The 17,796-nt window shown below is 48.3% G+C and carries 10 protein-coding genes, 11 tRNA genes and 3 rRNA genes; all 24 read left to right on the top strand.

Going from position 1 to position 17,796, the window contains the following annotated elements:
* Positions 1 to 2: 2 nt before the first annotated feature.
* The 24 genes from thrB (at position 3) to queA (ending at position 17,795) form a co-directional block, all read left to right on the top strand.
* Positions 3 to 971, top strand: coding sequence for a homoserine kinase (thrB, locus tag KAI36_RS20300; protein ID WP_220025849.1), 969 nt, complete (start codon positions 3 to 5; stop codon positions 969 to 971).
* Positions 968 to 1,867, top strand: coding sequence for a prephenate dehydratase (gene pheA / locus KAI36_RS20295; RefSeq protein WP_220025848.1), 900 nt, complete (start codon positions 968 to 970; stop codon positions 1,865 to 1,867). The genes thrB and pheA overlap by 4 nt, the downstream gene beginning before the upstream one ends.
* A 17-nt stretch (positions 1,868 to 1,884) precedes the next feature.
* On the top strand, positions 1,885 to 2,769 hold the full coding sequence (gene ilvE / locus KAI36_RS20290) for a branched-chain-amino-acid transaminase (RefSeq protein WP_220025847.1): 885 nt from the start codon (positions 1,885 to 1,887) through the stop codon (positions 2,767 to 2,769).
* Between the two features lie 159 nt (positions 2,770 to 2,928).
* The gene (locus KAI36_RS20285) at positions 2,929 to 4,575 is read left to right on the top strand and encodes a LysM peptidoglycan-binding domain-containing protein (protein WP_220025846.1); all 1,647 of its coding nucleotides are present in this window, start codon (positions 2,929 to 2,931) and stop codon (positions 4,573 to 4,575) included.
* A gap of 493 nt (positions 4,576 to 5,068) precedes the next feature.
* Positions 5,069 to 6,624 (top strand): 16S ribosomal RNA (locus tag KAI36_RS20280).
* A gap of 353 nt (positions 6,625 to 6,977) precedes the next feature.
* Positions 6,978 to 9,904: ribosomal RNA gene (locus KAI36_RS20275) — 23S ribosomal RNA — on the top strand.
* A 151-nt stretch (positions 9,905 to 10,055) separates the two neighbouring features.
* Positions 10,056 to 10,172 (top strand): 5S ribosomal RNA (gene rrf, locus KAI36_RS20270).
* Together the 16S, 23S and 5S rRNA genes with 11 tRNA genes alongside form the textbook arrangement of a ribosomal RNA operon.
* Positions 10,173 to 10,191: 19 nt before the next feature.
* Positions 10,192 to 10,267: transfer RNA gene (locus KAI36_RS20265), tRNA-Asn, on the top strand.
* A 3-nt stretch (positions 10,268 to 10,270) separates the two neighbouring features.
* Positions 10,271 to 10,362 (top strand) — tRNA-Ser (locus KAI36_RS20260).
* Positions 10,363 to 10,379: 17 nt separating this feature from the next.
* A tRNA-Glu gene (locus tag KAI36_RS20255) sits at positions 10,380 to 10,451 on the top strand.
* A 10-nt stretch (positions 10,452 to 10,461) separates the two neighbouring features.
* A tRNA-Val gene (locus KAI36_RS20250) sits at positions 10,462 to 10,537 on the top strand.
* Between the two features lie 29 nt (positions 10,538 to 10,566).
* Positions 10,567 to 10,643: transfer RNA gene (locus tag KAI36_RS20245), tRNA-Met, on the top strand.
* A gap of 26 nt (positions 10,644 to 10,669) precedes the next feature.
* Positions 10,670 to 10,746, top strand: a tRNA-Asp gene (locus tag KAI36_RS20240).
* 28 nt (positions 10,747 to 10,774) lie between these two features.
* A tRNA-Lys gene (locus KAI36_RS20235) sits at positions 10,775 to 10,850 on the top strand.
* A 35-nt stretch (positions 10,851 to 10,885) separates the two neighbouring features.
* Positions 10,886 to 10,960 (top strand) — tRNA-Gly (locus KAI36_RS20230).
* A 5-nt stretch (positions 10,961 to 10,965) separates the two neighbouring features.
* Positions 10,966 to 11,042: transfer RNA gene (locus KAI36_RS20225), tRNA-Arg, on the top strand.
* 12 nt (positions 11,043 to 11,054) lie between these two features.
* Positions 11,055 to 11,134, top strand: a tRNA-Leu gene (locus tag KAI36_RS20220).
* Between the two features lie 7 nt (positions 11,135 to 11,141).
* A tRNA-Pro gene (locus KAI36_RS20215) sits at positions 11,142 to 11,215 on the top strand.
* A gap of 114 nt (positions 11,216 to 11,329) precedes the next feature.
* Positions 11,330 to 12,034 (top strand): BofC C-terminal domain-containing protein, encoded by a 705-nt coding sequence (locus tag KAI36_RS20210; protein WP_220025845.1) that lies wholly within the window; start codon positions 11,330 to 11,332, stop codon positions 12,032 to 12,034.
* Positions 12,035 to 12,264: 230 nt separating this feature from the next.
* Positions 12,265 to 12,768 carry a crossover junction endodeoxyribonuclease RuvC gene (gene ruvC / locus KAI36_RS20205; protein WP_013311580.1) on the top strand — a complete coding sequence of 168 codons (504 nt, stop codon included), beginning with the start codon at positions 12,265 to 12,267 and terminating at the stop codon, positions 12,766 to 12,768.
* Positions 12,765 to 13,379, top strand: coding sequence for a Holliday junction branch migration protein RuvA (gene ruvA, locus KAI36_RS20200; RefSeq protein WP_013311579.1), 615 nt, complete (start codon positions 12,765 to 12,767; stop codon positions 13,377 to 13,379). The genes ruvC and ruvA overlap by 4 nt, the downstream gene beginning before the upstream one ends.
* Positions 13,380 to 13,429: 50 nt before the next feature.
* Positions 13,430 to 14,437, top strand: coding sequence for a Holliday junction branch migration DNA helicase RuvB (gene ruvB / locus KAI36_RS20195; RefSeq protein WP_013372650.1), 1,008 nt, complete (start codon positions 13,430 to 13,432; stop codon positions 14,435 to 14,437).
* A gap of 228 nt (positions 14,438 to 14,665) precedes the next feature.
* On the top strand, positions 14,666 to 16,759 hold the full coding sequence (locus KAI36_RS20190; protein WP_220025844.1) for a SpoIID/LytB domain-containing protein: 2,094 nt from the start codon (positions 14,666 to 14,668) through the stop codon (positions 16,757 to 16,759).
* Positions 16,760 to 16,766: 7 nt separating this feature from the next.
* Positions 16,767 to 17,795 carry a tRNA preQ1(34) S-adenosylmethionine ribosyltransferase-isomerase QueA gene (gene queA / locus KAI36_RS20185; protein WP_220025843.1) on the top strand — a complete coding sequence of 343 codons (1,029 nt, stop codon included), beginning with the start codon at positions 16,767 to 16,769 and terminating at the stop codon, positions 17,793 to 17,795.
* The last annotated feature ends 1 nt before the right edge of the window (position 17,796 follow it).

Here is a 17,796-nt window from a genome sequence, read left to right as displayed (position 1 = left end):
GTATGACCGTTTTAAAAACAGCAAGAGTGCGTGTGCCTGCGAGTACGGCCAACTTGGGTCCCGGCTTTGATACATTGGGCATGGCATTGTCCTTATATGCATGGATTGAAATGAAGGAGGCCGAACAGACGGCTTTTCATTTATACGGAAATGAAATGAATGGTGTTCCCCAAGATAAAACTAATCTGATTTTCAAGGTAGCACAAATGGTTTTTCGGGAAGCAGGTGTATCTGTTCCTGAGCTCGATATTTCGATGTACTCGGATATTCCACTTACTCGTGGTTTGGGCAGCAGTGCTTCTGCCATTGTGGGCGCCTTGGTCGCTGCCAATACGTTGATTGGCTCGCCTCTGCCGGATTCCAAGCTGTTCGATATGGCAAGCGCCATTGAAAAACATCCGGATAATGTTGGAGCTTCCCTGTTTGGTGGTATTATTACAGCGATGTGGGACGGCGAGCATGCTAGGCATTTACGACTTGAACCGGATGCTAATCTGGAGGTTATGGTAGTTATTCCAGATTTTCAGCTGTCCACGTCGAAAGCCAGAGAGGTTCTACCTGCGCATGTATCATTGAAGGATGCCGTATATAATATAAGTCATGCTTCCATGCTGGTAGCAGCATTGGCGTCGGGAAGAACCGATTTAATTGCCGAAGCGATGCGTGATCAGCTTCATCAGCCTTACCGTGCGGCGCTTGTGCCAGGTATGACAGAGATCCTGCAGGATGCGCACCATTATGGTGCCTTGGGTGTGGCTCTCAGTGGGGCTGGACCGACGCTGCTGGCATTGACGGATCAACGGGAGAATCGGAAAGCGGAGCTGGAGCAGTATTTAACGGATACCATGAACAAAGAGGGGATCACTGCTTCTGTTTTAAAATTGCGCCCTGAGAGTGAAGGAGTTAAAGTATATACAGAAGGGAATACACTCCCTTTTATGGATATGATTAAAGGGGAACTTACGATATGAAACGAATTGCACTTCTTCCTGAGGGGACCGTTTCTCATGAAGCGATTAAGTATTTGTTAGGAGATACGCCCCATGAATTACTGTTTTACAAGCATATTGCGGACGTATTTCAGGCAGTAGACAAGGGACAGGCAGACTATAGTGTAATTCCCATTGAAAATACGATTGATGGCTCTGTAAGTTTGCATATGGATTGGCTTGTACATGAAGTAGACATTCAAATGCAGGCGGAATGGGTATATCCTTCAATTCAAAATCTTATTGGACATCGTAGTGAGTTTACGAAGGATTTGGACAAGCTGGATTTGAGCAAAGTGGTCAAAATTATGTCTCATCCTGTAGCGCTTCCCCAGTGTAAAGAATTCATACAGACTTCCGCACCTCAGGCGGAGCTGGAGAGTGCAGGAAGTACGGCAGAAGCCGTCGAAATTGTTAAACATAACCCCGGTAAAGGCTGGACCGCTCTCGGAACCAAGCTTGCGGCTGCCAAACACGGATTGGATATTTTGGCCAGTAAAGTGACGGATCACGATAACAACTTTACCCGCTTCGTCTTGATCGGCCATCAACCTATAAGTCTCCCGGGTACGCCTGAAGGTCAACGAACCAGTATTTTGGTCACGCCGCCGCAGGATTTCCCGGGAGCGCTGCACCAGGTTTTATCCGCATTTGCATGGCGCAGGTTAAATCTGTCCCGTATTGAATCGCGTCCGACCAAAAAGCAATTGGGGAATTATTATTTTTACATTGAAGTTTTGGAATCTCTGCATTCCGTTCTGCTTCCGGCAGCCTTTGCAGAGATCGAGGCTTTGGGGTGCCATGTACGCATTCTTGGCTCTTATCCAAGCTACAAGTATGTTGAAGCAGCGATCGAACCTATTTTAAAGGAACATTAATCGGAGGTGTGGTTTTAATGGCAGAACAATGGATCTATCTGGATGGGCAGCATGTGACTAAGGAAAACGCAAAGGTTTCCGTATATGATCATGGATTCTTGTACGGAGACGGTATATTTGAGGGCATTCGTATTTATAACGGGAATATTTTTAAATGTAAGGAGCACTTGGAGCGTCTGTATGATTCTGCGAAATCCATTCAGTTAAACATTCCGTTGTCTCCTGATGAAATGTTGGAAGCAATGGCTGAAACGATTCGTCTTAACGAAATGCGTAACGGATATATCCGTCTGATTGTATCCCGAGGTGCAGGGAATCTAGGTTTAGATCCTCTTCGTTGTGCGAAGGCGAGTGTCATCATTATCGTGGAGCAGCTCGCCATTTACCCGGAAGAAGCTTACTTGACTGGCCTGAAGACAATTTCTGTCTCTCAGCGTCGCAACATCCCAGATGCTTTGAATCCGAAGATTAAATCATTGAACTATCTCAACAATATCCTCGTGAAGATCCAGTCTAACTATGCTGGTGTAGGTGAGGCTATTATGCTCAATTCCCAAGGGTATGTTACTGAAGGCTCTGCGGACAACATTTTCATTGTCAAAAACGGAGTGTTATATACACCTCCTTGCTATTTGGGAGCGCTTGAAGGAATTACTCGTAATGCTATTATCGATTTGTGTGCTAAGCTTGAATACCCCCTTAAGGAACAACCTTTTACACTGCATGATGTATATGTTGCGGACGAGGTGTTTTTTACAGGAACTGCGGCAGAAGTTATTGCAGCTTATGAAGTGGATGGTCGTACGATCGGCTCCGGCGTTGCTGGCCCAGTGACTTTGGAGCTCCTGGCTGAGTTCCGGAAGATCGTGGATCAGGATGGCTACAAAGTGTGGCAGGACTAAAATAAAACCGAATCCTTTTAACTGAATGCTCGTGAGAGTATTCAGTTAAAAGGATTTTTTTGTTTGTATGGGGTCATTCGCCCGGGAGGTGCATAGGATGTAATAACAGAAGCCGGGCGTTTATCCCGCCCGAACGAAAGTCTAGGAGGTTTGTGACCTGTGAAAATACACATCGTCAAAAAAGGTGACACTCTGTACTTGCTGGCACAGAAGTATAATGTGACGCTGGAGAAAGTTATTGCCGCCAATCCCCAATTGGCAGACCCTAATCAGTTGAGCATCGGCGAGAAAATTAAAATTCCAACAGACCCTGTTACGATGGAAACACAGCCGTCAACAGTATATCAACACAAGGTTAAGCAAGGAGATTCATTGTGGAAGTTGTCCAAGGCGTGGAATGTACCGCTTAAGCTAATTATTGATGCCAATTCCCAGCTTAAAAACCCGAACGCACTTCTGGTTGGAGAAACAGTTAATATTCCACACTACAAAGAAGAGGCGTCTGATTTTACTGAGAATAAAAAAAATACCGCAGTCAAAGAAGAGATGACACAGCCTAAACCTGAATCCCCAACCAAGCAAGAACTTACCCAGCCCAAGGCGGAGTTGACGCAGCCTAAGCAGGAGAATATGCCTAGCCCTAAAGAAGAGATGACACAGCCAAAAGAAACAGTGAATCCTCCTAAGCTTCCTGAATTAAAACTGCCTGAAGTTCCTATGGCACCCGTAAATCCTGCTCCACCTCAAATGCAGCCCATAGTTACTCCACCTGCTCCACCTCAAATGCAGCCCATAGTTACTCCACCTGCTCCACCTCAAATGCAACCTATAGTTACCCAACCGATTGCATCTAAGCCACAGCTTCCTACAACTGTTGTGAAGCAACCTGTAGCTGAAAAATTTTGCGGCTGCACAAAATCGGAGCCGATGGTGAATTCCGAGTGGTCGATACAACAGCCGACATTTGATTATAGTCCACAAATAAATGCAATGCCGAACTCGTGGTATCCGGGGATTGGGTCTCCTCAAACTTTGGGGAATGCGCCTATAAATACCTCCTTAGCAGAATATGCCTCTCCTACTGCAGTTTCTGATCAGGGCTATCATCATGACTGTGAGCATCCATGGTGCTGGGGGCCTGTGCAGACATCACCGATAAATGCCCATCCAACACCTTATCCTGCCTATTCAGATTGCTGCGCCCCCGGATATTATCCGAGTCATGAGGCGTCTGAAAATGCATCCTACCCTGTCTATCCTCCATTTATCCATCAAGGGCATCCACAGCAGTATCCAGAGAGTGCAGTCCAGGGCAGTCAATGGGGCCAGGCATGGGGAGGACCTCAATATGGTTTGCCTGCGGGTGGAAACGTGTCCGACTATAGCCAGCTACAAGGACAACAATCTGCGAATTCCCCTTATCATCCGTTTGCGCATGGGAATGCACCTATGTATCCATTAGAGGGATATACAACCCCCTATATGTTTATGCCAGACTGTGGATGCCGGGAAGAGAACGTCCAGTCGGCACCAGCAATTCCAGGAACGCAGGAGATGGGTAACAATCTGACTATTGCATCCCAAAATGAAGTTGTTTCTTCTTCTAAACCAAAGGATCGTAGCGTGCGTAAAGGTAAATCAAAAGACGGTTCTGGCAGTACATCCAAAGAAGAGTCGTCCAAAGCCAAGGTTTCTAGTAAAAATGCTAGCAATAAGAAGCAAAAATCCCGTAATTCAAGTGGAGGAGAACCCCGTTCCTCATCCTATAATGCTCGTTCGCGTAAAAATCCATGGATTAAGGACTGACGTGGCTAAATGTAAAAAGAGAGGGACCTCCTAGTAGTGCCCCGGCTTTATTATTCATTAAGAGAAAGAAATGAATGTTATAGAGACTGTTATTCTGCTTGTGGGAATAATGGTCTCTTTATTTAAATGCAGTGATTTAAAGATGAGAAAAGAATTTTAAAAAAAGGTGTTGCTATTTAGCATATTTATATGGTATATTCTCATAGCTGTCTTTTACAAGATAGTTAGCAACACGAAAACAAAGCAGAATTGATTAAAAAATTCTCTTGAAAAAAAGTGTTGCAAAGATCTAGAAAACATGATATATTATTTAAGTCGCCGCTGAGATGCGGTGGTGAAACAAAGTAAGACAAAAATGCAGGTTTGATCTTTGAAAACTGAACAACGAGTGAGTAAAACGATTTTGTTCGCAAAATCAAACAAGAGATATTTTTATCTCGTCAGTTTCAAAATGAGCTTATCGCTCTTTCTATAAACCAACTTCGGTTGGTCTTTAATGGAGAGTTTGATCCTGGCTCAGGACGAACGCTGGCGGCGTGCCTAATACATGCAAGTCGAGCGGGGTTGTTTAGAAGCTTGCTTCTAAACAACCTAGCGGCGGACGGGTGAGTAACACGTAGGCAACCTGCCCACAAGACAGGGATAACTACCGGAAACGGTAGCTAATACCCGATACATCCTTTTCCTGCATGGGAGAAGGAGGAAAGACGGAGCAATCTGTCACTTGTGGATGGGCCTGCGGCGCATTAGCTAGTTGGTGGGGTAAAGGCCTACCAAGGCGACGATGCGTAGCCGACCTGAGAGGGTGATCGGCCACACTGGGACTGAGACACGGCCCAGACTCCTACGGGAGGCAGCAGTAGGGAATCTTCCGCAATGGGCGAAAGCCTGACGGAGCAACGCCGCGTGAGTGATGAAGGTTTTCGGATCGTAAAGCTCTGTTGCCAGGGAAGAACGTCTTGTAGAGTAACTGCTACAAGAGTGACGGTACCTGAGAAGAAAGCCCCGGCTAACTACGTGCCAGCAGCCGCGGTAATACGTAGGGGGCAAGCGTTGTCCGGAATTATTGGGCGTAAAGCGCGCGCAGGCGGCTCTTTAAGTCTGGTGTTTAATCCCGAGGCTCAACTTCGGGTCGCACTGGAAACTGGGGAGCTTGAGTGCAGAAGAGGAGAGTGGAATTCCACGTGTAGCGGTGAAATGCGTAGATATGTGGAGGAACACCAGTGGCGAAGGCGACTCTCTGGGCTGTAACTGACGCTGAGGCGCGAAAGCGTGGGGAGCAAACAGGATTAGATACCCTGGTAGTCCACGCCGTAAACGATGAATGCTAGGTGTTAGGGGTTTCGATACCCTTGGTGCCGAAGTTAACACATTAAGCATTCCGCCTGGGGAGTACGGTCGCAAGACTGAAACTCAAAGGAATTGACGGGGACCCGCACAAGCAGTGGAGTATGTGGTTTAATTCGAAGCAACGCGAAGAACCTTACCAGGTCTTGACATCCCTCTGACCGGTCTAGAGATAGGCCTTTCCTTCGGGACAGAGGAGACAGGTGGTGCATGGTTGTCGTCAGCTCGTGTCGTGAGATGTTGGGTTAAGTCCCGCAACGAGCGCAACCCTTATGCTTAGTTGCCAGCAGGTCAAGCTGGGCACTCTAAGCAGACTGCCGGTGACAAACCGGAGGAAGGTGGGGATGACGTCAAATCATCATGCCCCTTATGACCTGGGCTACACACGTACTACAATGGCCGGTACAACGGGAAGCGAAATCGCGAGGTGGAGCCAATCCTAGAAAAGCCGGTCTCAGTTCGGATTGTAGGCTGCAACTCGCCTACATGAAGTCGGAATTGCTAGTAATCGCGGATCAGCATGCCGCGGTGAATACGTTCCCGGGTCTTGTACACACCGCCCGTCACACCACGAGAGTTTACAACACCCGAAGTCGGTGGGGTAACCCGCAAGGGAGCCAGCCGCCGAAGGTGGGGTAGATGATTGGGGTGAAGTCGTAACAAGGTAGCCGTATCGGAAGGTGCGGCTGGATCACCTCCTTTCTATGGAGAATCGTTTCCTGCAATGGAAACATTCAAATATGAAGCGTAAGCTTCAAAACTCAGGTTTAGGCCTGTTACTCACTCGTTGCTCAGTTTTGAGAGCTCAAACTCTCAAGCTTCGACGAATGTTTCATTCACACATCCGTGTGGAACCGAAATATTCATCGGGTTTCGCTTCGATGAAGCGAATTGCACCTTGAAAACTGGATACCGAAACGAAATTGCGTTTTAGAATATTCCTTTAAGCTGATCTTGTGTAAACAAGTGAAATAAAGGTAGCTGCCTTGAATTTCATTCACACGTAAGTGTTGAACCGAAGTTCAAAGCAAATCGTATTTACGATGTAAATACTAGGTTAAGCTACAAAGAGCACACGGAGGATGCCTAGGCGCCAGGAGCCGACGAAGGACGTGGCGAACAACGATAAAGCCTCGGGGAGCTGTAAGCAAGCTTTGATCCGGGGATGTCCGAATGGGGAAACCCGGCTGTCTTCATCGACAGTCACTTTCTGCTGAATACATAGGCAGAATAGAGGCAGACCAGGGGAACTGAAACATCTAAGTACCCTGAGGAAGAGAAAACAATAGTGATTCCGTCAGTAGCGGCGAGCGAACGCGGATTAGCCCAAACCAAGGAGCTTGCTCCTTGGGGTTGTGGGACGTCTCACATGGAGTTACAAAGGAACCGGTTAGATGAAGAGGTCTGGAAAGGCCCGCCAGAGAAGGTAAAAGCCCTGTAGTTCAAAACTTGTTCTCTCCGAGACGGATCCCGAGTAGTGCGGGGCACGTGAAACCCCGTATGAATCCGGCAGGACCATCTGCCAAGGCTAAATACTCCCTGGCGACCGATAGTGAAGCAGTACCGTGAGGGAAAGGTGAAAAGCACCCCGGAAGGGGAGTGAAATAGATCCTGAAACCGTGTGCTTACAAGAAGTCAGAGCCCGATCTATGGGTGATGGCGTGCCTTTTGTAGAATGAACCGGCGAGTTACGTTCCCGTGCAAGGTTAAGGTGAAGAGCTGAAGCCGCAGCGAAAGCGAGTCTGAATAGGGCGAATGAGTACGTGGACGTAGACCCGAAACCGGGTGATCTACCCCTGTCCAGGGTGAAGGTGCGGTAACACGCACTGGAGGCCCGAACCCACGCATGTTGAAAAATGCGGGGATGAGGTGGGGGTAGCGGAGAAATTCCAATCGAACCCGGAGATAGCTGGTTCTCCCCGAAATAGCTTTAGGGCTAGCCTCGGAAAAAAGAATCGTGGAGGTAGAGCACTGATTGGGTGCGGGGCCCGCAAGGGTTACCAAGCTCAGTCAAACTCCGAATGCCATAGATTTAGTTCCGGGAGTCAGACAGTGAGTGCTAAGATCCATTGTCGAAAGGGAAACAGCCCAGACCATCAGCTAAGGTCCCCAAGTGTGTGTTAAGTGGGAAAGGATGTGGAGTTGCACAGACAACCAGGATGTTGGCTTAGAAGCAGCCACCATTGAAAGAGTGCGTAATAGCTCACTGGTCGAGTGACTCTGCGCCGAAAATGTAACGGGGCTAAACACACCACCGAAGCTATGGCTTGATGCTTGCATCAGGGGTAGGGGAGCGTTGAATGCGGGTTGAAGGTGTACCGTAAGGAGCGCTGGACTGCATTCAAGTGAGAATGCCGGTATGAGTAACGAAAAGATCTGTGAGAATCAGATCCGCCGAAAGCCTAAGGGTTCCTGAGGAAGGTTCGTCCGCTCAGGGTAAGTCGGGACCTAAGGCGAGGCCGATAGGCGTAGTCGAAGGACAACAGGTCGAAATTCCTGTACCACCGTAATCCGTTATGAGCGATGGGGTGACGCAGTAGGGTAGTGACGCGGACTGATGGATGTCCGTCTAAGCAGTGAGGCTGGTGTGTAGGCAAATCCGCACATCGTAAGGCTGGGCTGTGATGGGGAGCGAAAATTGTAGTAGCGAAGGTCATGATCTCAGACTGCCAAGAAAAGCCTCTAGCCAGGAGAAGGTGCCCGTACCGCAAACCGACACAGGTAGGCGAGAAGAGAATTCTAAGGCGCGCGGAAGAACTCTCGTTAAGGAACTCGGCAAAATGACCCCGTAACTTCGGGAGAAGGGGTGCCTCGGTAGGGTGAATAGCCCGAGGGGGCCGCAGTGAAAAGGCCCAAGCGACTGTTTAGCAAAAACACAGGTCTGTGCGAAGCCGCAAGGCGAAGTATACGGGCTGACGCCTGCCCGGTGCTGGAAGGTTAAGGGGAGTGGTAAGCCCTTCGGGGCGAAGCTATGAACCGAAGCCCCAGTAAACGGCGGCCGTAACTATAACGGTCCTAAGGTAGCGAAATTCCTTGTCAGGTAAATTCTGACCCGCACGAATGGCGTAACGACTTGGGCGCTGTCTCAACGAGAGATCCGGTGAAATTTTAATACCTGTGAAGATGCAGGTTACCCGCGACAAGACGGAAAGACCCCATGGAGCTTTACTGCAGCTTGATATTGAATTTGGGTACGATCTGTACAGGATAGGTGGGAGCCGTTGAATCTTGAGCGCCAGCTTGAGAGGAGGCATCCTTGGGATACCACCCTGATCGTATCTAGGTTCTAACTTGGTACCGTGAACCGGTACGAGGACAGTGTCAGGTGGGCAGTTTGACTGGGGCGGTCGCCTCCTAAAGAGTAACGGAGGCGCCCCAAGGTTCCCTCAGAATGGTTGGAAATCATTCGAAGAGTGCAAAGGCAGAAGGGAGCTTGACTGCGAGACCTACAAGTCGAGCAGGGACGAAAGTCGGGCTTAGTGATCCGGTGGTACCGCATGGAAGGGCCATCGCTCAACGGATAAAAGCTACCCTGGGGATAACAGGCTTATCTCCCCCAAGAGTCCACATCGACGGGGAGGTTTGGCACCTCGATGTCGGCTCATCGCATCCTGGGGCTGAAGTAGGTCCCAAGGGTTGGGCTGTTCGCCCATTAAAGCGGTACGCGAGCTGGGTTCAGAACGTCGTGAGACAGTTCGGTCCCTATCTGTCGTGGGCGTAGGAAATTTGAGAGGAGCTGTCCTTAGTACGAGAGGACCGGGATGGACGTACCGCTGGTGTACCAGTTGTTCCGCCAGGAGCACCGCTGGGTAGCTATGTACGGAAGGGATAAGCGCTGAAAGCATCTAAGCGTGAAGCCCCCCTCAAGATGAGATTTCCCAGTATGTAAGACCCCTTGAAGACGACGAGGTAGATAGGTTGGGGGTGGAAGTGCAGTAATGCATGGAGCTGACCAATACTAATCGGTCGAGGGCTTATCCTAAAATAAAACGCAAATGAGTTTCGGATCCAGTTTTCAGGGTGTAACCTTGAAGGTATGTACAAGTGACATACGACAAGCGCATGGCTATTCATTCACACGATAAGTGATGAACCGAATAACCGTACGGTAGAATTTACGATGTAAATTCATGTTTGGTGGCGATAGCGGAGGGGTTCCACACGTACCCATCCCGAACACGACCGTTAAGCCCTCCAGCGCCGATGGTACTTGGACCGCAGGGTCCTGGGAGAGTAGGACGTCGCCAAGCAGAGCTTTATGATTAATATTCCCTGATAGCTCAGTTGGTAGAGCACTCGACTGTTAATCGAGTTGTCACAGGTTCGAGTCCTGTTCGGGGAGCCATATGGAGAGGTGTCCGAGTTGGCCGAAGGAGCACGATTGGAAATCGTGTAGGCGCCAAAAGCGTCTCGAGGGTTCGAATCCCTCTCTCTCCGCCATAATTATTTTATTGCATGGCCCGTTGGTCAAGGGGTTAAGACACCTCCCTTTCACGGAGGTAACAGGGGTTCGAATCCCCTACGGGTCATAAGTAGTATGGAGGCTTAGCTCAGCTGGGAGAGCATCTGCCTTACAAGCAGAGGGTCGGGGGTTCGAGCCCCTCAGCCTCCACCATTTTTTTAAATAGCAGTCCCTAATATTATCGCGGGGTGGAGCAGTTCGGTAGCTCGTCGGGCTCATAACCCGAAGGTCGCAGGTTCAAATCCTGCCCCCGCAACCAATTAACTTTTGAATATAAACTGCTATGGAACTGTGGTGTAGAGGCCTAACATGCCTGCCTGTCACGCAGGAGATCGCGGGTTCGAATCCCGTCAGTTCCGCCATTTTTATAAAGTTATATTACCCTGTTGGGAGCCATTAGCTCAGTTGGTAGAGCACCTGACTTTTAATCAGGGTGTCGAAGGTTCGAGTCCTTCATGGCTCACCATTCATGAACTTATATGTCATGAATATAATGATATTGCGGACGTGGCTCAGCGGTAGAGCATCGCCTTGCCAAGGCGAGGGTCGCGGGTTCGATTCCCGTCGTCCGCTCCATATTTGCGCCCTTAGCTCAGCTGGATAGAGCGTTTGACTACGAATCAAAAGGCCGGGAGTTCGAATCTCTCAGGGCGCGCCATTAACTTCATAAGCCGGTGTGGCGGAATTGGCAGACGCGCGCGACTCAAAATCGTGAGGGAAACCGTGGAGGTTCGAGTCCTCTCACCGGCATCTATTTCGGGATGTAGCTCAGCTTGGTAGAGCACCTGGTTTGGGACCAGGGGGTCGCATGTTCAAATCGTGTCATCCCGATTCAAAAGAAAAGTCGCTGGAAGCAGCGGCTTTTTTGTTATATTAATATCTTTTTGTATAAATCAGTAATCGTCAGGTCACACTAACATAAAAAGTGGGACGGAAGGGATTACTGTGAAGCGATTAAGTTGGAAAAAACAGATGAAACGGCGCTGGAAACAGTGGAGAAGAACAGTGTGGGCTTGTAGCATTTTTGGTGCAGCTTGTTTGCTGGCAGGGTTGGGTATTCTGTTTTCGAATTATTTGCAGGCTATGTTGTTACAGCCACTCGCTACCACCGTCATGGCAGAGGAGAGCGTGGAGGAGGCTTCACATCTGAGTCCAACTGAAGATCACTCCTCACAGACGCAACTATTGCAAAGTATTCGTGCTTCCGGTATAAGCAGGAAGACCCGTCTATTAACCACCTACGTGTGTGGTACGGAAACACTTTCCTTGGGAACACTAAGTTCACAGCAGCTAGAGACCTTACTGAAGCAACATCCCGATTGGAAGGGACGACTTAATACCAAAGGAGAGGTGTGGCTGGAGCGCAGGGTGGAAGACTTGTCAGAGTCATGCAAAGAGCGTGGATACATGGGTTTGAGCACTGACGGCCAGCTTACATTGTATGAAGGGCTACCTAAAAGAGAAAAAGTTATCCGCACTTTTTTTCAATTGGATGTGGGTTCCATGGAGACGGCCTTGCCAGAAGGGGTGTATAAACAACTTCAGCAGGGGATCCGTGTACAGGATATAAATGAGTATAACAGTGTAATCTCCACTTTTAGTGACTTTGCCGTGGAGCGAACACAAAGGGTATTAAAGCAGCACTATTGATTACAACTACGGAGACGTTAGGCATTGCCGATGAGGTGAGGCTTGAAGCGTCTCTTTTTATGTTTTTACTCACGTTTAAATTTTTTCCTCTATTAGATACAAAGTTTTGTTATAATGAAAAGAACGACACATATGTTCGCTTTATATGGTATTTGGCCATGATTATATTAAGGATAACGTCTGGCTATTGTTTAGTTACGCCATGTTTGAGCGATAGGGGAGAGATTTTTTTGCGTTTTTTAGGAATTGATCCGGGCATTGCCATTGTGGGCTTCGGATTTGTAGACAAGATTGGCAGCAAGGTGGTTCCTGTACAGTATGGCTGCATCCAGACGGAGGCCCATACACCGGAAGAAGAAAGGCTGCTTCATGTGTATGAAGGCATGTTGCAATTAATAGATAAATATAAGCCTGATGCAGTAGCACTGGAAAAGCTCTTTTTTAATCGCAACGTTACAACCGCTATGTCTGTAAGTCAGGCACGTGGGGTGCTGGTACTAGCTGCAAAACAACGTAATTTGCCTATAGGTGAATACACGCCGATGCAGGTAAAGCAGGCTATTGTAGGGTATGGTAAGGCTGAGAAAAAACAGGTACAAGAAATGGTCAGAATGTTTCTAAAGCTTCAAGTTGTGCCCAAACCGGACGATGTAGCGGATGCTTTGGCGGTGGCTATTTGTCATGCGCATTCTTATGGACTAAATTCAAAATTAAATGAGGTATTGCGAAAATGATAGATTTCTTGCGTGGTTCTGTAGCCCATTTGGAAAATGAATATGTCGTTTTAGATGTACAGGGTGTAGGGTACCGGGTATTTTGTCCGAATCCTTACGCGTTCGCCAAAACAGAAGGTCCAGTGGTTATTTACATTCACCATCATGTAAGGGAAGATGCTATTTTACTGTTCGGTTTTGCGACCCGTGATGAGCAGCAGCTGTTCCGTAAACTGATTGATGTATCTGGTATTGGACCGCGTGTTGCGCTTGGTATTTTAGGAGGGGGTACGCCTGCTCATGTGGTAACGGCGATTTATCAGGAGAATATCACATTTCTCACCAAGTTACCGGGGATCGGTAAAAAGACGGCACAACGTATGATTCTGGATTTGAAAGATAAGCTCGACGGTATTGGCTCGTTGGGGATGGCAACCGGATTGTTTGCTGAGCCTGTCGTAGAAGAAGGCGAAGGTTCATATTGGGGCGAGGCCCGTGAGGCGCTCAAGGCGCTGGGTTACACTGATGCTGAGTTGGATAAGGTATGGAGCAGAATGAAGAAAGATGCGAAACCTGATGAATCTGCTGATATTTTGATGAAGCGGGCTTTGCAACTGTTGTTTGCCGGATAGGACGCTGATGTCCGTTAACAAATGTCTGGTGAAAAGAGGAGCGATGGAATATGGATGACCGGATTATTTCCGCCAATTTGATGATGGAAGACCAGACGGCGGAGCTAAGCCTTCGCCCCCGTTATCTAAATGAATATATCGGGCAAAATCAGGTTAAGGAAAATCTGAAAGTATATATTGAAGCGGCCAAAATGCGTAAAGAAGCGTTGGACCATGTGCTGTTGTACGGACCGCCGGGGTTGGGTAAAACAACTCTTGCTAACATTATCGCCAATGAGTTGGGGGTTAATCTGCGTACAACTTCAGGTCCTGCAATTGAAAGACCGGGAGATTTGGCAGCGTTGCTGACCAATCTTCAAGAGGGTGATGTTTTGTTCATTGATGAGATTCATCGCCTTCATCGTACGGTGGAAGAAGTCATGTATCCTGCGATGGAAGATTTTGCGCTGGACATTATGATTGGTAAAGGCCCGAGTGCACGCTCGGTCCGTCTGGATTTGCCACCCTTTACCCTTATAGGGGCCACTACGCGCGCTGGGCTGCTCTCTGCGCCATTGCGTGACCGGTTTGGTGTTATTAGTCGTTTAGAGTTTTATACGACAGACGAGCTGGCTTACATCGTGTCCAGGAACGCGGATATTATGGAGATTGAAATTGTCGGGGATGCGGCGGAGGAAATCGCATTGCGTTCACGGGGGACACCGCGTATTGCCAACCGACTGTTAAAAAGGGTGCGTGATTTTGCCCAGGTTGCCGGAGACGGTATTATTCATTCTGAGTTAGCTGCAGAGGCGCTAAAGAGGCTTCAAATAGATCCACTCGGGCTTGATGAAATTGATCATAAAATGCTTAAGGCCATGATTCATTCATTCCGAGGCGGGCCCGTAGGATTGGACACAATTGCTGCAACTATTGGTGAAGAGAGTCAGACAATTGAGGATGTGTATGAACCCTATTTGTTACAAATTGGTCTTTTACAAAGAACACCTCGGGGACGAACAGTGACTCCGGCGGCATATGCCCACCTTGGAATCCCAATGCCAACGGATCCACGGTGATTAGGAAACATCATGCACTTTTAAAAAAATCATTGCATGGTTATACGCAAGTATGGTGAATACGATATCGGCTGACGGATGATTGAGGGAAGTGAGAGTGTAAGTAAGATTCGAGCGGGTTCATATTTTGGTTTATTCCGTCGATGTATTTAAAGGGACAGACAAGGGTCGAGATCCCGATAAATTACGCAATATAAGTGCTAGACAGCTAGATTGGGGGAGCCAGAAATGAGTGGAGAAGCATTTAACCGAAAAAGTATTTTCGGTGCATGGATGGGCCGGGCCAAACGAGCAGCAGCGATTATGGTATTAGCTACAGTGTGCATACCTTGGTCTTCGGGCGTTCACGCTGCTGCCGCCCAAGAGGATATTCGTGTAGTGATTTTTGCGGATCTAGGTAGCAAATATAAAGCGACAGTTCCCACTGTAACCTTGAAATCATCAGGAGGTCTGAGTGTTGGACAGAACAGTGGAGGTAGTTTTCAAACTTGGATGGGACTGCCAGACAGTACGGCTCGTTTTAGTGTAGACAGCTATCGGGTGAAGGTACTTGAAGGAAATGAAGCAGCGGCGATAAAAGCGGCCCAAGCCCTGCAAAAGACTAATGATAAACCTACGGTTTTTATTGGTTCAAAAAATGGTAGCTCTGTGTATCAAGTGTACGCGGGAATATATGCTAGTGAACAGTCTGCGCAGGCTGCTGTACAGCGGATTTCCTCCGCAACCGGAGCGCAGCCCGAGGTTAAGGGAAACAAGCATTGGTCCACAGGAAGCTACGGAAGCGAGCAGGAAGCTAATCTCGTTCGAACGACAATTGCAGCGGCAGGCTTTGATGCTTTTACTGTGATTCAATCAAGAGGCCAGTATGCTGTATGGGTTGGAGAAGAAAGTAATGACAGCAAGCTGTCGGCTTTGAAAACAGAGCTGGAGAGCAAGCAACCAAGACTCACGCTGTCTAAAGTTAATGCTACTCAAACCGGCCTCATTATAAGACAGGAAGCAGGAGTCACGACCGGCTCGCAGGTGATGTCTCATTACATGCTAAGTGGTTCTGATAATAGCAAGGTAATTGTCAACGGCGGTAATAATGGAATACAAGTGATGGAAAGATCACAGCGTACATATCGCGGCGAGATGGAGATTGGCATGACGTCAGGCCAGCTGGCGCTTGTGAACGAAGTTCCTTTGGAGCAGTATTTGTATTCCGTGGTAGGAGCAGAGGTCTATTCCTCATGGCCAGATGAAGCACTCAAGGCTCAAGCGGTAGCGGCTCGTAGCTACGCGCTTGCCCAAGGCAATCGGTTTCAGATCGGCAATGTAGTAGATGGTACGTTAAGCCAGGCTTACAACGGTAAGAGCTCGGAACATGCCAATGTCAATGAGGCTGTAGATGCAACAGCTGGTGAAGTCATTAAAAGTGGCGGCAAAGTGGTCGAAGCTGTATTTTCATCTAATGCGGGCGGTGTGACAGCAGATGCTTCCGAGGTGTGGAACAGTGGTGGCGAAGCCTTTGCCAGCGTAGACAGCTCGGGGGATGCTTCGGCACAAAAAGGAGCACAGGAATGGTATCATGTACTTCTCTCCAGTGGCAAGACAGGTTATATTCGTGAGGATAATGCTAAAGAACTGGAGGGTGTCACAGAAGCGGGGTTAGACAAAATCACCGTCACTGCGGAAAATACAAATGTGCGTCCTATTCCCCAAATCCAATCGACAGTTACACCAATAGCCAAGGCGCAGCCGGGTGAAGAGATAATTGTATTGGAAAAGGTGCCTCAGTCCGGAGACTATGCATGGGTGCGGGGGCCCTTTACGTCAGCTCAGCTTGCTAAATCCCTGCAAGGGAAAGTCACGGGCACAGTGCCTTCCTCTATTAATCACCTCGATGTCACCAAACGTGGTCCATCAGGGCGAGTGTTGGAGGTTGAAGCGAACGGATCCCCTTTGAAAGTGAAATATCCGGATATGTTTCGCTCAGCGATGGGCGGACTCCCGAGCACACTGTTTGATATTGCGAGTACCGGAAGTTATACTGTATTAGGCGCTGATGGGGCTACTTCTCATGTAAGTGGTACACAAGGCACTCAAATTCTGTCCGCATCTGGCAGCAGTACTTCAAGTGGTAACGGGGTGATCGTCATGAATGAAGATCGTCATGCACGAGTCATTGACAAAACACAAAGCTTTATTTTTACAGGTAAAGGAAATGGTCATGGTTTGGGCTTATCCCAATGGGGTGCCAACGGTTTGGCCGAGCAGGGGTATGATTACAAGAAAATTTTGCAACACTATTACAAAAATGTGGATATAGTTAAGGACTGACCAATATATGAACGTAAACGACTATGATTTTGAACTGCCTGAAACATTAATTGCACAGACACCTTTGCTTGATCGGAGTGCTTCCAGATTACTGACGTTAAACAAAAATAACGGTGAAGTGGGTCATCATACGTTTTCGGATATTGTGCAGTATCTTCAACCAGGGGATACGCTGGTGTTAAACGATACGAGAGTGATTCCTGCACGCTTGTTCGGCATCAAGGAAGACACGGGAGCTAAGGCTGAGGTTTTACTGCTTAAGCAACTGCAAGGGGACCGATGGGAAGCATTGGTGAAACCCGGTAAAAAGCTGAAAAAGGGTGCTGTTATCGTTTTCGGTGATGAGCTTAAAGCAGTAATTGAGGAAGAAGGAGATATGGGCGGAAGGGTACTTTCATTTTCATATGACGGTATTTTCCAGGAGATCTTGGACCGTCTGGGGCAGATGCCGCTTCCGCCGTATATCAAGGAACAACTGGATGACCGCGAGCGTTATCAGACAGTTTATGCTCGGCATGAAGGTTCTGCTGCGGCTCCAACGGCAGGGCTGCACTTTACAGAAGAATTGCTGGACCAGATTAAAAAGAAGGGCGTTACCGTTGCCTTTATCACACTTCATGTTGGCTTAGGGACGTTCAGACCGATGTCTGTGGATACGATTGAAGAACATGTGATGCATGAAGAATACTATTCATTGTCACAGGAAACAGCGGATGTACTCAATGAAACCAAGGCGCGAGGCGGAAGAGTCGTGGCGGTGGGGACGACCAGTTGCCGGACGCTGGAAACGGTGGGCAATAAATTCCTAGATGGAGTATTAGAGGCCAGTAGTGGCTGGACACAGATTTTTATTTATCCAGGCTATGAATTCCGTGTGGTGGATGCGATGATTACGAATTTTCATTTGCCTAAATCCACCTTGGTTATGCTGGTCAGTGCACTGGCGCGCAGGGAGAATATTATGCATGCTTACCAGGAGGCGATTGACCGACAATATCGGTTTTTCAGCTTCGGGGACGCAATGTTCATTTATTAAT

It is taken from the genome of Paenibacillus sp. S02, from assembly GCF_019454065.1.
In the GTDB taxonomy this organism is placed as follows: Bacteria; Bacillota; Bacilli; order Paenibacillales; family Paenibacillaceae; genus Paenibacillus; species Paenibacillus polymyxa_B.
The sequence above is the reverse complement of the archived record's forward strand: the minus strand, read 5'-3'. Positions and strand labels throughout refer to the sequence as shown.

What these genes read in the sequence shown, in the direction of transcription:
- queA (WP_220025843.1), top strand. Translation starts at nt 16,767, where the DNA reads ATGAACGTAAACGACTATGATTTTGAACTGCCTGAAACATTAATTGCA.
- pheA (WP_220025848.1), top strand. Translation starts at nt 968, where the DNA reads ATGAAACGAATTGCACTTCTTCCTGAGGGGACCGTTTCTCATGAAGCG.
- ruvA (WP_013311579.1), top strand. Translation starts at nt 12,765, where the DNA reads ATGATAGATTTCTTGCGTGGTTCTGTAGCCCATTTGGAAAATGAATAT.
- thrB (WP_220025849.1), top strand. Translation starts at nt 3, where the DNA reads ATGACCGTTTTAAAAACAGCAAGAGTGCGTGTGCCTGCGAGTACGGCC.
- ilvE (WP_220025847.1), top strand. Translation starts at nt 1,885, where the DNA reads ATGGCAGAACAATGGATCTATCTGGATGGGCAGCATGTGACTAAGGAA.
- KAI36_RS20190 (WP_220025844.1), top strand. Translation starts at nt 14,666, where the DNA reads ATGAGTGGAGAAGCATTTAACCGAAAAAGTATTTTCGGTGCATGGATG.
- ruvB (WP_013372650.1), top strand. Translation starts at nt 13,430, where the DNA reads ATGGATGACCGGATTATTTCCGCCAATTTGATGATGGAAGACCAGACG.